Origin of the sequence: Azospirillum agricola (assembly GCF_020005195.1) — a bacterium.
Lineage (GTDB): Bacteria > Pseudomonadota > Alphaproteobacteria > Azospirillales > Azospirillaceae > Azospirillum > Azospirillum agricola.
In genome coordinates this window covers 99,914-112,746 of record NZ_JAIFZR010000008.1, presented here as the reverse complement: position 1 = coordinate 112,746, position 12,833 = coordinate 99,914, and the positions used below count along the sequence as shown (strand labels likewise).

General features: G+C 69.6%; 11 protein-coding genes. 5 read left to right on the top strand and 6 right to left on the bottom strand.

From position 1 onward, the window contains the following. Positions 1 to 66 precede the first annotated feature (66 nt). Positions 67 to 954: an AraC family transcriptional regulator gene (locus JN22_RS32825; RefSeq protein WP_085558116.1), complete on the top strand. Its 888-nt coding sequence runs from the start codon at positions 67 to 69 to the stop codon at positions 952 to 954. 25 nt (positions 955 to 979) lie between these two features. On the opposite strand, the gene JN22_RS32820 is transcribed toward JN22_RS32825, so the two are convergent. Beyond that, entirely contained in the window at positions 980 to 1,909 is a 930-nt protein-coding gene (locus tag JN22_RS32820; protein WP_085558115.1) for a LysR family transcriptional regulator, read from the bottom strand. 151 nt (positions 1,910 to 2,060) lie between these two features. Between JN22_RS32820 and JN22_RS32815 the strand changes: the two genes are divergently transcribed. The 4 genes from JN22_RS32815 (at position 2,061) to JN22_RS32800 (ending at position 6,712) form a co-directional block, all read left to right on the top strand. Next, on the top strand, positions 2,061 to 2,759 hold the full coding sequence (locus JN22_RS32815; RefSeq protein WP_085558114.1) for a pirin family protein: 699 nt from the start codon (positions 2,061 to 2,063) through the stop codon (positions 2,757 to 2,759). 121 nt (positions 2,760 to 2,880) lie between these two features. After that, positions 2,881 to 3,417 carry a 2Fe-2S iron-sulfur cluster-binding protein gene (locus JN22_RS32810; RefSeq protein WP_085558113.1) on the top strand — a complete coding sequence of 179 codons (537 nt, stop codon included), beginning with the start codon at positions 2,881 to 2,883 and terminating at the stop codon, positions 3,415 to 3,417. Then, a complete protein-coding gene (locus tag JN22_RS32805; RefSeq protein WP_085558112.1) occupies positions 3,414 to 4,406 on the top strand; it encodes an FAD binding domain-containing protein in 993 nt (330 codons plus the stop codon). The genes JN22_RS32810 and JN22_RS32805 overlap by 4 nt, the downstream gene beginning before the upstream one ends. Then, on the top strand, positions 4,403 to 6,712 hold the full coding sequence (locus JN22_RS32800) for a xanthine dehydrogenase family protein molybdopterin-binding subunit (protein ID WP_085558111.1): 2,310 nt from the start codon (positions 4,403 to 4,405) through the stop codon (positions 6,710 to 6,712). The genes JN22_RS32805 and JN22_RS32800 overlap by 4 nt, the downstream gene beginning before the upstream one ends. Positions 6,713 to 6,741: 29 nt before the next feature. Here the strand turns inward: JN22_RS32800 and JN22_RS32795 are convergent, their stop codons facing one another. From JN22_RS32795 to napA, 5 genes are all read right to left on the bottom strand, one after another. Then, complete coding sequence (locus JN22_RS32795; RefSeq protein ID WP_085558110.1) at positions 6,742 to 7,947, bottom strand: ABC transporter substrate-binding protein; 1,206 nt, start codon at positions 7,945 to 7,947, stop codon at positions 6,742 to 6,744. A gap of 69 nt (positions 7,948 to 8,016) precedes the next feature. Further along, entirely contained in the window at positions 8,017 to 8,949 is a 933-nt protein-coding gene (locus JN22_RS32790; RefSeq protein WP_085558109.1) for a BKACE family enzyme, read from the bottom strand. Between the two features lie 250 nt (positions 8,950 to 9,199). After that, positions 9,200 to 9,826: a cytochrome c3 family protein gene (locus JN22_RS32785; RefSeq protein ID WP_085558108.1), complete on the bottom strand. Its 627-nt coding sequence runs from the start codon at positions 9,824 to 9,826 to the stop codon at positions 9,200 to 9,202. Further along, positions 9,823 to 10,320: a nitrate reductase cytochrome c-type subunit gene (locus JN22_RS32780; RefSeq protein ID WP_085558107.1), complete on the bottom strand. Its 498-nt coding sequence runs from the start codon at positions 10,318 to 10,320 to the stop codon at positions 9,823 to 9,825. The genes JN22_RS32785 and JN22_RS32780 overlap by 4 nt, the downstream gene beginning before the upstream one ends. Before the next feature lie 15 nt (positions 10,321 to 10,335). Further along, positions 10,336 to 12,828: a periplasmic nitrate reductase subunit alpha gene (napA, locus tag JN22_RS32775; protein ID WP_085558106.1), complete on the bottom strand. Its 2,493-nt coding sequence runs from the start codon at positions 12,826 to 12,828 to the stop codon at positions 10,336 to 10,338. Positions 12,829 to 12,833: the final 5 nt, after the last annotated feature.

Here is a 12,833-nt window from a genome sequence, read left to right as displayed (position 1 = left end):
CCGTGCTTCTTGCCTGATCCTCCATATCCGCTTCGCAGGAGGGCGTGGGGCGCCTATGATCGCCGCATGACCAGCTTGCTCGATGCCGTTCGCCGCCACGCCGATGCCCACGCCGACCGGGACGGGATCGCCCGGACCGCCATCGCGGGACTCACGACGATCCGGGCGCTGGGCCCGACCGATCTGGTCTACGCGATCTCGCGTCCGCTGGTGGCGCTGGTGGTGCAGGGGGCCAAGCGCGTGACGATGGGCGTCCACGGCTTCGACTTCGCGGCGGGGGAGTCCCTGCTCGTGGCGGCGGACGTGCCGACGGTCAGCCAGATCACGCGGGCGAGCCCGGCGGCGCCCTATTACTCGTTGGTGCTCGAACTCGACCCGGCCATCATCGCCGAACTGTGCGGCGCCATGACGCCGGAGGCCGGAACCGACGCCGCGCCCGTGCGCGTCGATCCGACCGAAGCCGAGGTCGCGGACGCCGCGTCGCGGCTGATGCACCTGTTCGACCGGCCGGACTCGCTTCCCGTGCTGGGCAAGCCGATGGTGCGCGAACTGCACTATTGGCTTCTGGCGGGCCGCCATGGTCCGACGATCCGGCGGTTGGGATGGCCCGGGGAGCAGGGCCAACGCATCGCCCGCGCCGTCGCCCTTCTGCGCAGCGACTTCGCCAAGCCCCTGCGGGTCGAGCAGCTCGCGGCGCTGGCCGGCATGAGCCCGTCCTCCTTCCACAAGCATTTCCGGGCGGTGACGACGCTGTCGCCCCTGCAATTCCAGAAGCAGCTTCGTCTGATCGAGGCGCGCCGGCTGATGCTGGCGGAAGGCCGCCCCGCCAGCCACGCCGCCTTCGAGGTGGGCTACGAGAGCGTCCCGCAATTCACCAGGGAGTATGGACGGCTGTTCGGCCGGCCGCCGGTGCGCGACGTCAGGGCGGCGAAGGAAGGCGGTCTGGCCGCCTGAAGGATTTCCGAAGAGGGTGTCCCCGTCAGAGGTCGGTGAACCCCGCCTCCTCGCGGTCCTCCGCCCCCAGCCGGACGAACTGGTCGAGCAGCCAGGAGGCGGCCGGGCCGGGCGGGGCGTCGCGCCGCCAGATCCCGGCGAAGCGGTAGGTGCCGCCGGGATGGTCGGGCATCGCGAGCCTCACCAGCGTGCCGGCCACGAGATCCGGTTCGATCATCGGCAGCGGCATGTTGCCCCAGCCGATCCCCTCGCGCAGCAGGGCGTGCTTGGCGCCCAGGTCGGCGAGCCTCCAGGTGCGGGCGCTCATCACCGAATAATCCTGCCCCTCTGTGAAGCGCGACCGGTCGGTGAGGACGAGCTGGACATGGTCGCGACCGGCACCGGGCGGAATGCGCTCCATGCGCCCCAGCGGATGGTCGGGCGCCGCGACCGGGACCATCGGCACCGAGCCGGCGGCCATGCAGTCCAGCCCCTGCACCCCGGCGGCGAGCGGTCCGGAGAGGCCGACGACCGCCCGGCGGTCGAGCACCAGCGCCGTCACGGCCCCCAGCGCCTCGGCGTGCAGGCGGAGCGAGACCGTCGGGTATTCCCGCGCGAAGGCCCGCAGCACCCGCCCCAGCCGCGCGGCCGGCAGCATCACGTCGACGGCGAGATCGACCTCCGCCTCCAGCCCGTCGAGCAGCCCCTTGACCTTGGCCCGCAGGCCGTCGATCCCCTGCGCGATGGCGCGCGCCTCGGCGAGCAGGGCGCGTCCGGCGGTGGTCAGGGTCGGTTTGCGCGACCCCTCCCGCTCGAACAGCGGCAGGCCGAGCTGGGCCTCCAGGTTGGCGATGCCGTAGCTGATGACGGAGACGGCGCGGTTCAGCCGCCGTCCGGCACCGGCGAAGCTGCCGGCGTCGACGACCGCGAGGAAGATGCGGAGCTGGTCGAAGCTTGGGGTTCCGGGGGTGCTCATCGCTCAACTCCGCTCATCGTTCAACTTCATCGAACATCTTGTCGTGTTTTATGCGGCTGAACCTGAACGGCGGCAACCGATACAGTCTCTCCAACGAAACACGCCGGCCGCGCCCAACCGATGGCCCCCGGCATTCCCAAGGAGACCGACCATGATCGAGCTTCGTCCCTTCGCCCGGCTCGGCGGTGAGAACCATGGCTGGCTGGATGCCAAGCACCATTTCTCCTTCGCCAACTACTACGATCCCAAGCGGATGGGCTGGGGCAACCTGCGGGTCTGGAACGACGACACCATCGCACCCCACACCGGCTTCCCGCCGCACCCCCACCGCGACATGGAGATCATCACCTACGTCCGCGAAGGGGCCATCACCCACGAGGACAATCTCGGCAACAAGGGCCGCACCGAGGCGGGCGACGTGCAGGTGATGTCGGCCGGCACCGGCATCGCCCATTCGGAATACAACCGGGAGGACGTGACCACCCGCATCTTCCAGATCTGGATCCTGCCGACGCGGACCGGCGAGAAGCCGGGCTGGGGCGCCAAACCCTTCCCCAAGGGCGAGCGCGGCGGGCGCTTCGTGACGCTGGCCTCGGGCTACGCCGACGACGGCGACGCGCTGCCGATCCGCACCGACGCCCGCGTGGTGGGGGCGACGCTGAAGGCGGGCGAGACGGCGGAGTATGCGCTGGGCTCGGATCGCCGCGCCTACCTCGTGCCCGCCACCGGCGCGGTCGAGATCGACGGGGTGCGGGTGAACGCCCGCGACGGCGCGGCGATCTCGGACGTCGAGCGCTTCACGGTGACGGCGATCGAGGACAGCGAGCTGGTCCTGGTGGACGCCGCCTGACGCGGTCCTCGCCCTTTATCCGGCGAGGGAACTCCCGCACCCCGCTTCCTGTTCAGGCGGCGGGGTGCCGTGGGGCGGTGTGGTCGTCCGGCCGGCGCCCGTGGCCAGGGAGCACCGGCGGATGCGTTTCATCATCAATGGGCAATCGGTCGAGCGGGCGCTGGACGTGCGCACCTCGCTGCTCGATCTGCTGCGCGACCATCTCCACCTCACCGGAACCAAGAAGGGGTGCAACCAGGGCGCCTGCGGCGCCTGCACCGTCCTGGTCGAGGGCGAGCGGATCAACGCCTGCCTCGCGCTGGCCGTGCAGTACCAGGAGCGGCCGATCATCACGATCGAGGGGCTGGGCGAAGAGGTGGCGCTCCATCCGTTGCAGCGGTCCTTCATCGAGCATGACGGCTTCCAGTGCGGCTACTGCACCCCCGGCCAGATCTGCTCGGCGGTCGGCATGATGGCGGAGGCCGCACGCGGCGTGCCGAGCGCCGTCACCGGGGATCTGGATGGAGACTCCGTCGATCTGACCCACGACGAGCTGCGCGAGCGGATGAGCGGCAACCTGTGCCGCTGCGGCGCCCACAACGGCATCATCGAGGCGATCCAGGCGGCCATGGCCCCCGCCCCGGCGCAAGCCGCTCCGGTGCGGGAGGACGCGCGATGAACCCGTTCGACTACGCCCGCGCCGCCGACCCGGCGGAGGCGGTCCGTCTTGCCGGCGCGCGTCCGAACACCAAGTTTCTCGGCGGCGGGACCAACCTCGTCGACCTGATGCGCGAGACGATCGAAAAGCCGGACTCGCTGGTCGACGTCGCCGGCCTGCCCCGGCGGATCGAGGTGCTGGCGGATGGCGGCATCCTGATCGGGGCGGCCGCGCGGAACACCGCCGTCGCCGCCGATCCCGCGGTGCGCAGGCGCTTTCCGATGCTGGCCCGTGCCATTCTGGCCGGTGCCTCCAGCCAGATCCGCAACATGGCGACGGTTGGCGGGAACATCATGCAGCGCACGCGCTGCTGCTACTTCTACGACGATGCGGCGCGCTGCAACAAGCGCGTCCCTGGCGCCGGCTGCGACGCGGTCGGCGGCTTCAACCGCATGCACGCCATTCTCGGCGCGTCGCCGGCCTGCGTCGCCACCCACCCGTCCGACCTGTGCGTGGCGCTGGCGGCCCTCGACGCCGTCGTCCATGTCGAGGGCCCGACGGGCGGGCGGACCCTGCGCTTCGTCGATTTCCACCGCCTGCCGGGCGACCGGCCCGACATCGAGACCGAACTGGCGGCCGACGAGCTGATCACGGCGGTGGAACTGCCGCCGCTGTCCGCCGCCGCGCGCTCGACCTACCGCAAGGTGCGCGACCGGTCCAGCTACGCCTTCGCGCTCGTCTCGATCGCGGCGGCGCTCGACGTCGCCGCCGACGGCACGGTCGGCGCCGTCCGGCTGGCGCTGGGGGGCGTGGCGCACAAGCCCTGGCGGGCGGCGAAGGCCGAAGCCACCCTGCGCGGCGCTCCGGCGACCGAAGCCAGCTTCCGCGCGGCGGCCGAGGCCGAACTGATGGACGCCGTCGGGCTGCCCGGCAACGCCTTCAAGATCGAACTGGCCAAACGGACCATCGTCGCCACCCTCGCGGGTCTGGTCCGGGGAGAGCGGTCATGAGCCTCATTCGCGATGCCATCGACGCGGTCCGCCGTCTGGTGCCCGAGACGCTGCCCGGAGCCTTGCCGTCCGAAGCGCCGCCCGATCCCCTGATCGACGCGCGCCGCGTGATCGGCACGCCGCTGTCGCGGGTCGACGGCCCGCTCAAGGTGGCCGGCAAGGCCCGCTTTGCCGCCGAGGTGCCGCTCGACGGCCTCGTGTACGCGGCGTTGCGCTACAGCGCCGTCGCGCGCGGCCGCATCGCCGCGCTCGACACCGCCGAGGCCGAGGCGGCGCCCGGCGTCCTGCTGGTGATGACCCACCGCAACGCGCCGCGACTCTCGCCGCCGCCGCTGATGATGGCCGACCCGCGCGGCGCGGCGGCCAGCAATCTGCCGGTGATGCAGGACGCGACGATCCGCTGGAACGGCGAGCCGGTCGCCCTGGTGGTGGCGGGGACGCAGGAACAGGCGGAGCACGCGGCCTCGCTGATCCGCATCGATTACGAAGCCGAGGCGGCGGCCGTGTCCTTCGAGGCTGCCAAGCCGCACGCCACACCGCCGGATGACATCCTGGGCGAGCCGACGACCATCAAGGTCGGCGATGCCGAGGCGGCCGTCGCCGGGGCGGCCTTCCGCGTCGACCGGACCTACCGCACGCCGCGCCACAACCATTGCGCCATCGAGCCGCACGCCGTCACCGTCGCCTGGGAGGGGGACGCGCTCACCATCCACGACGCGACCCAGATGGTGCATCTGACCCGCTCGACCATGGCGGCGGTGTTCGGCATCGCCGAGGAACAGATCCGGGTCCTGTCGCCCTTCGTCGGCGGCGGCTTCGGCAACAAGGCGGTGTGGAACCACCACATCCTCGCCGCGGCGGCGGCCCGGATGGTGAACCGTCCGGTCCGCCTGGCGCTGTCGCGCGAGGGCGTGTTCCGCGCCACCGGCGGCCGGACCTTGACCGAACAGCGCGTGGCGCTCGGCGCCAAGGCGGACGGCACGCTCGCCGGGCTGATCCACTCGGGCGTCACCGGCGTCACCAGCCACAACCAGTGCCCGGAGCAGTTCAGCTTTCCGGCCCGCCACCTCTACGCCGCCGACTCCTTCCTGATCACCCAGTCGGCGGTCGAACTCGACATGGTCGCCAACACCTTCATGCGGGCACCGGGTGAATCGATCGGAACCTTCGCGCTGGAATCGGCGATCGACGAACTGGCGGAGACGATGGGGCTCGACCCGGTCGAGCTGCGCCGCCGGCTGGAACCGGAGCGGGACCCGACCTCCGGCCTCGCCTTTTCGTCGCGGCATCTGGTGGAGGCCTACCGGCGCGGCGCCGAACGCTTCGGCTGGGACCGGCGCAACCCGACCCCGCGCGCGCGGCGCGACGGCGACTGGCTGATCGGGCAGGGGGTGGCGACCGCCACCTACCCCTATTACCGGATGCCGGGCGGCGAGGCGCGCATCCGCCTGATGGCGGACGGCCGGGCCGTCGTCCAGATGGCGGCGCACGAGATGGGCATGGGGACGGCGACCGTCCAGGCGCAGCAGGCGGCCGAGCGGCTCGGCCTGCCGGTCGAGCGCGTCACCTTCGAGTATGGCGACAGCGCGCTGCCGCGCGGGACGCTGGCCGGCGGCTCGTCGCAGAGCGCCTCGATCGCCGCCGCCGTCGCTGCCGCCCAGGCGGTGCTGGTCGAACAGTTGCTGCGGCTGGCCGGCAACGATTCGCCGCTGGCGGGGCTGAAGCCGGCCGAGGTGGAGGCGCGCGACGGCGGGCTCCGCCACCGCGACGACCCGCAGCGCGGCGAAAGCTACGCCTCGATCCTGCGACGAGCCGGTCAAGGCGAACTGGTGGCCGAGGCGGCGGCCCCGCCGCCGGCCGAGACGCAGGCCTATTCGATGCATTCCTACGGGGCGCAGTTCTGCGAGCTGCGGGTCAACGCCGTGACCGGCGAGACGCGGGTGACGCGCTGGGTCGGCTCCTTCGACACCGGCCGGATCCTCAACCCCAAGACGGCGGCCAGCCAGTTCCGCGGCGGCATCATCATGGGGCTCGGGCTGGCGCTCACCGAGGAGACGCTGTTCGACGAGCGGACCGGCCGCATCATGAATCCGTCGCTCGCCGACTATCATGTGCCGGTCCATCTCGACGTTCCGGAGATCGACGTGATCTGGAACGACATCCCCGATCCGCACAGCCCGCTGGGGCTGCACGGCATCGGCGAGATCGGCATCACCGGCGTCGGCGCCGCCGTGGCCAACGCCGTCTACAACGCGACCGGCATCCGTGTCCGCGAACTGCCGATCACGCTCGACAAGCTGCTGTGACGCGGATGCCCTGACGTGGAGGGGAGGGGTTACTTGACCAGGGGGCAGCCGCCCTTGTCGAGCGGGCGGTAGGCTTTGTCACCCGGGATGGTGCTCAGCACCTTGGTGTAGTCCCACGGCGCCTTGGATTCGGCCGGGGACTTCACCTGCATCAGGTACATGTCGTGCACCATGCGGCCGTCGGCGCGCAGCGTGCCGCCCTTGGCGAAGGCGTCGTTGACCGGCGTCTCGCGCATCTTCGCCATCACCGTCTTGGCCTCGTCGCTGCCGGTCGCCTCGATGGCCTTCAGGTAGTGGCGGACGGCCGAGTAGTTGCCGGTCTGGATCATGCTGGGCATCCGGCCGGTCCGCGCCGTGTAGGCCTTGGCGAAGGCCCGGCTGTCGTCGTCGCGCTCGGGATTCCACCCGTCCATCAGCACCAGCCCCTGGGCGGCAGGCAGCCCCAGCGAATGGATGTCGGTCGGGAACATCAGCAGGCTGGCCAGGGTCTGGCCGCCCTGGGGGATGCCGAACTCCTGCGCCTGCTTGATCGAGTTGGCGGTGTCGGCCCCGGCGTTGGCCAGCGCGATGACCTTGGCCTTCGACCCCTGGGCCTGGAGCAGGAAGGAGGAGAAGTCGGCGGTGTTCAGCGGATGCCGCACCGCCCCCACCACCGTGCCGGCGTTGGCCTTCAGCACCTCCGACACGTCCTTTTCCAGGGCGTGGCCGAAGGCGTAGTCGACGGTCATGAAGTACCAGGTGTCGCCCAGCTGCTTGACGCCGGCCGTCCCCATGCCCTGGGCGAGCGCGTAGGTGTCGTAGGTCCAGTGCGCGGTCGTCGGCGAGCAGGCGGCGCCGGTGAGCTGCGCGGCACCGCCGCCGGAGATCAGGAAGACGCGGTTCTTCTGCTTGGTGATGTCCTGCACCGCCAGCGCCACCGAGGAGGTCGGCACGTCGACGATCACGTCGACCTGCTCGGTGTCGATCCATTTGGTGACCAGCGCCGCGCCGATGTCGGGCTTGTTCTGGTGGTCGGCGAAGATGATCTCGACCGGCTTTCCGCCGACCTTGCCGCCCATCTCCTCCACCGCCATCCGCACCGCCTCGACCGAGCCCATGCCGGTGGGGTCGGCGTAGGGGCCGGTCATGTCGTTCAGCACGGCGATCTTCACCTTGCCGTCGGAGATCTCGGCCTGCGCCGCTCCCGCCACCAGGGCCAGCGCGCTCACGCCCGCCGCCAGAATCCACCGCGTCATGCGCAATCCTCCCATTGTTCTGTCGTTCGTTCTTGCCGTTCGCCGGCTTGTCGTTCTGCTGATGTCCGGTCAGAACGCCACGTTGTCGCCGCCCTTGGTCTGGAGCATGGCGCGCGCCTCCTCCGGCGTCGCGATGTCCAGGCTCAGTTCCTCCAGGATGCGGCGGATCTTGGCGACCTGTTCGGCGCTCGACGTCGCCAGCCTGCCCTTGCCGGCGTAGAGGCTGTCCTCCAGCCCGACCCGGACGTTGCCGCCGAGGATCGCGCCCAGCGTCACGAAGGACATCTGGTGGCGCCCGGCCGCCAACACCGACAGGTAGTAGTCCTGGCCGAACAGCCGGTCGGCCGTCGCCTTCATGTGCATCAGATTCTCCGGATCGGCGCCGATGCCGCCGAGGATGCCGAAGATGCATTGGGTGAAGAAGGGTGGCTTGACGATGCCGCGGTCGGCGAAATGCGCCAGAGTGTAGAGGTGGCCGACATCGTAGCACTCGAACTCGAAGCGCGTGCCGGCGTCGCCCAATTCCCGCATCCCCCGCTCGATCTGGGCGAAGGTGTTGGACAGGATGAAGTCGGTCGTCGATTCCAGATAGGGCCTCTCCCAGTCGTGCTGGAACTGTCCGATCTTCGCGGCGGCGCCGGAGATGTTGAAGTTCATCGACCCCATGTTCATCGAGGCGACCTCCGGCTGCGCCCATTTGGCCGCCGCCAGCCGCTCGTCCAGCGTCATGCCCAGTCCGCCGCCGGTGGTGATGTTCAGGATGGCGTCGCTCTGCTGCTTGATGCGCGGCAGGAATTGCGCGAACAGCTCCGGCGACGGGGATGGCTTGCCGGTGTCGGGGTCGCGGGCGTGGAGATGGATCATGGCGGCGCCGGCCTCGGCCGCCGCCACCGCGTCCTGCACGATCTGGTCCGGGGTGATCGGCAGATGCGGCGACATCGTCGGCGTGTGGATCGAGCCGGTCACGGCGCAGGTGATGATGACCTTGTCGGCGCGCTTCATGGATGTTCCCTCCAGGCTTCCCGGCCGCTGTCCGTTGGGCGGCTTGTTCGCGGCGGGGCGCTTTCGCCGCCGGGACGGCCGGCCTACTTTTCTACTTTGCGGAAATGAACGTTACTGAAAAGTAGGTTGCCGCACAAGGTGGCGTGACGGACAGTATGCCGAACGACCTGTTCGAACTTGCGGAGATTGGGAGGGGCGGGCGAGGGACGCGCCGCCGCATTATGGCGCGTCCCCGCCTGTCTCCCGCCGGTCAGCGCGGCGTGCTGGCGGCCTCGCTCCAGCCCGGCGGCACGCCGTTCATGTCGGGCAGACGGTGGGCGATGCCCTTGTGGCAGTCGATGCAGGTGCGCTGGCCGGTGAACAGATACTCCTGGTGGATGCGCGCCGCCCGCGCGCCCTGCTTGGTGATGTCCATCGACTCGGCGGTGTGGCAGTTGCGGCATTCCAGCGAGTTGTTCGCCTTCAGCCGCGCCCACTCGTGCTCGGCCAGCTCGCGCCGCATGGCGACGAACTTGTCGCGGGTGTCGATGGTGCCGAAGATCTTGCCCCAGACCTCCTTCGAGGCCTGCATCTTGCGGGCAATCTTGTCGGTCCAGTTGTGCGGGACATGGCAGTCCGGACAGGTCGCCCGCACGCCCGACCGGTTGGTGAAGTGGATGGTCTGCTTCATCTCCTCGTACACGTTGTCGCGCATTTCGTGGCAGCTCGTGCAGAAGGCTTCGGTGTTGGTCACCTCCAGGGCGGTGTTGAAGCCGCCCCAGAACATGACCCCGGCGACGAAGCCGCCCAGCGTCAAAAAGCCGAGGCTGAGATAGCGGCTTGGGCTGGAGATGGTGCGCCAGAAGCCCAGCAGGAGGGCCGTCAGCCGCCCCCTCATCGCCGGTCCCCCCTGTCCGACGGCCGGCTGAGCAGGGCGTCGATGTCCCTGAACGTGTTGGGGACGATCGGCTGCGCCACCGTCTGCGGCACATGGCACTGCATGCAGAAGTAGCGGCGCGGCGACACGCCGCCCAGCGTCTGGCCCTCGCGGTCGACGTAATGGGTGATGCTGATCATCGGCGCCTGCGACGCTTCGGTGAAGCGCCGGCTGTGGCAGGTCAGGCACTGGTTGTTGTTCAGCGTGATCTGGTAGTCGCGCACGTTGTGCGGGATCACCGGCGGCTGTTCGGGGTAATTTCGGGCGACGCGGCGGTCATCGGTGACGTCCGCCGGGATCGGCGGCGCCGGGTTCTGGTCGACGAAGTTCACCGGCGGACGCCAGGGATCGTCCAGGCGCTTGGGCTGCGCGTCGAGCCCGCCGCTCTGCGCCGACAGCATGGCGGGGACGAGGAAGGGCAGCACGGCAAGCGCCGCGAGGTGGCTGGGACGCATGGCTCATCTCCTTCCTCAGACCGCGACGACCTTGACGGCGCATTTCTTGAAGTCGCTCTGCTTGCTGATCGGGTCGGTGGCGTCGAGCGTGCATTTGTTGATCAGGCGGGCCGAATCGAACCAGGGCACGAAGACCACGCCGCGCGGCGGCTTGTTGCGCCCGCGTGTCTCCACCCGCGTGCGCATTTCGCCGCGCCGCGACATCACCGTCACCTCGGACCCGCGCCGCAGGCCGCGCTCCCTGGCGTCGTCGGGGTGCATGAAGACCATCGCCATCGGCATCGCCCGGTACAGCTCGGGCACCCGCATGGTCATCGAGCCGGAATGCCAGTGCTCCAGCACGCGCCCCGTCACCAGCCACAGGTCGAACTCGCGGTCGGGCTCCTCGGCCGGCGGCTCGTAGGGGAAGGCGAAGATGTTCGCCTTGCCGTCGGGGTTTCCGTAGAACTTCACGCCCTCGCCCGGCTTGACGAACGGGTCGAGCCCCTCGCGGTAGCGCCAGCGCGTCTCCTTGCCGTCGACCACCGGCCAGCGCAGGCCGCGCACCTGGTGGTAGGTGTCGAAGGGCGCCAGATCGTGGCCGTGGCCGCGCCCGAACCCGGCGTACTCCTCGAACAGCCCCTTCTGGACGTAGAAGCCGAAGGCCTTGGATTCGGCGTTCTCGTACTCCGGATCCATCTCCGACAGCGGGAAGCGGTCGACCTGCCCGTTGCGGAACAGCACGTCGAACAGCGTCTTGCCCCGGTAGTCCGGGTTGGCGTCCAGCGTCTCCTTCGGCCACACCTCGTCGGTGGTGAAGCGCTTGGAGAACTCCATGAGCTGCCAGAGGTCGGAGCGCGCCTCCCCCGGCGCGGTGACGAGCTGGTGCCAGAAATGGGTGCGCCGCTCGGCGTTGCCGTAGGCGCCCTCCTTCTCCACCCACATGGCGGCGGGCAGGATCAGGTCGGCGGCGGACGCCGTCACCGTCGGGTAGGCGTCGGAGACGACGATGAAGTTCTCCGGGTTGCGGTAGCCGGGATAGGTCTCGTTGCCGCTGTTAGGGGCGGCCTGGAGGTTGTTGTTGACCATCACCCAATAGGCGTTGAGCTTGCCGTCCTTCAGCATGCGGTCCTGCTGCACCGCGTGGTAGCCGATCTTGGCGGGCAGCAGATCCTTGGGCAGCTTCCACGCCTTCTCAGTATGGGCGCGGTGGGTCGGGTTGGCGACCTGCATGTCGGCCGGCAGCCGGTGCGAGAAGGTGCCGACCTCGCGCGCCGTGCCGCAGGCGGACGGCTGGCCGGTCAGCGAGAAGGGGCTGTTGCCCGGCTCGGAGATTTTCCCGGTCAGCAGATGGATGTTGTAGACCATGTGGTTGACCCACACGCCGCGGACATGCTGGTTGAAGCCCATGGTCCACAGCGACATGACCTTGGTCTTCGGGTCGGCGTAGAGTTCCGCCAGCGCCAGCAGCCGCTCCTTCGGCACCTTGGTCAGCTCGGCCGTGTAGTCGAGCGTGTAGGTGCTGACGAACTTGGCGAAGGCGTCGAAGTCGATCGGCTTGGAATCAGTCGGATCCTTGGCGTTGGCGGCGCGCACCTCCAGGACGTTCTCAGGGCGCAGGCCGTAGCCGATGTCCTTCTGGCCGAGGCGGAAGTTGCAGTGCTTGTCGATGAAGTCGCGGTTGACCCGGTCGGTCTGGATGATGTGGTTGGCGATGTAGTTCAGGATCGCCAGATCGGTGCCCGGCGTGAAGATCATCGGGATGTCGGCCAGCTCGAAGCTGCGGTGCTCGAAGGTAGAGAGCACCGCGACCTTGACGTGCTTGTGGGCCAGCCGGCGGTCGGTGATGCGCGTCCACAGGATCGGGTGCATCTCCGCCATGTTGGAGCCCCACAGCACGAAGGCGTCGGCCTGCTCGAAATCGTCGTAGCAGCCCATCGGCTCGTCCATGCCGAAGGTGCGGATGAAGGCGACGGCGGCCGACGCCATGCAGTGGCGGGCGTTGGGGTCGAGGTTGTTGGTGCGGAAGCCGGCGCGCATCAGCTTCGACGCCGCGTAGCCTTCCCAGATCGTCCATTGGCCGGAGCCGAACATGCCGACCGCGTCCGGGCCCTTCTCCTTCAGCACGCGCTTCCACTGCGCCGCCATCTCGTCGAAGGCGCGGTCCCAGGAGACCGGCTGGAACTCGCCCTCCTTGTGGTACTGGCCGTCGCGCATGCGCAGCAGCGGCTGGGTCAGCCGGTCCTGGCCGTACATGATCTTGGAGAGGAAATAGCCCTTCACGCAGTTCAGGCCGCGGTTGACCTCCGCCTGCATGTCGCCGTGGGTGGCGACGACGCGGTTGTCCTTGGTCGCCACCATCACGCCGCAGCCGGTGCCGCAGAAACGGCAGGGCGCCTTCGACCATTTCAGCGAGGCGTCCTCCCCCGCCACCATCGAGGTCTGGGCCATGGCCGGCAGGCCGATGCCGCCGGCCGCGGCCGCGGCGGCCACCGCCTGGGCCTTGATGAAATCCCGACGGTCCATCATGGGCG

What these genes read in the sequence shown, in the direction of transcription:
- JN22_RS32825 (WP_085558116.1), top strand. Translation starts at nt 67, where the DNA reads ATGACCAGCTTGCTCGATGCCGTTCGCCGCCACGCCGATGCCCACGCC.
- JN22_RS32820 (WP_085558115.1), bottom strand. Translation starts at nt 1,909, where the DNA reads ATGAGCACCCCCGGAACCCCAAGCTTCGACCAGCTCCGCATCTTCCTC.
- JN22_RS32815 (WP_085558114.1), top strand. Translation starts at nt 2,061, where the DNA reads ATGATCGAGCTTCGTCCCTTCGCCCGGCTCGGCGGTGAGAACCATGGC.
- JN22_RS32810 (WP_085558113.1), top strand. Translation starts at nt 2,881, where the DNA reads ATGCGTTTCATCATCAATGGGCAATCGGTCGAGCGGGCGCTGGACGTG.
- JN22_RS32805 (WP_085558112.1), top strand. Translation starts at nt 3,414, where the DNA reads ATGAACCCGTTCGACTACGCCCGCGCCGCCGACCCGGCGGAGGCGGTC.
- JN22_RS32800 (WP_085558111.1), top strand. Translation starts at nt 4,403, where the DNA reads ATGAGCCTCATTCGCGATGCCATCGACGCGGTCCGCCGTCTGGTGCCC.
- JN22_RS32795 (WP_085558110.1), bottom strand. Translation starts at nt 7,947, where the DNA reads ATGACGCGGTGGATTCTGGCGGCGGGCGTGAGCGCGCTGGCCCTGGTG.
- JN22_RS32790 (WP_085558109.1), bottom strand. Translation starts at nt 8,949, where the DNA reads ATGAAGCGCGCCGACAAGGTCATCATCACCTGCGCCGTGACCGGCTCG.
- JN22_RS32785 (WP_085558108.1), bottom strand. Translation starts at nt 9,826, where the DNA reads ATGAGGGGGCGGCTGACGGCCCTCCTGCTGGGCTTCTGGCGCACCATC.
- JN22_RS32780 (WP_085558107.1), bottom strand. Translation starts at nt 10,320, where the DNA reads ATGCGTCCCAGCCACCTCGCGGCGCTTGCCGTGCTGCCCTTCCTCGTC.
- napA (WP_085558106.1), bottom strand. Translation starts at nt 12,828, where the DNA reads ATGATGGACCGTCGGGATTTCATCAAGGCCCAGGCGGTGGCCGCCGCG.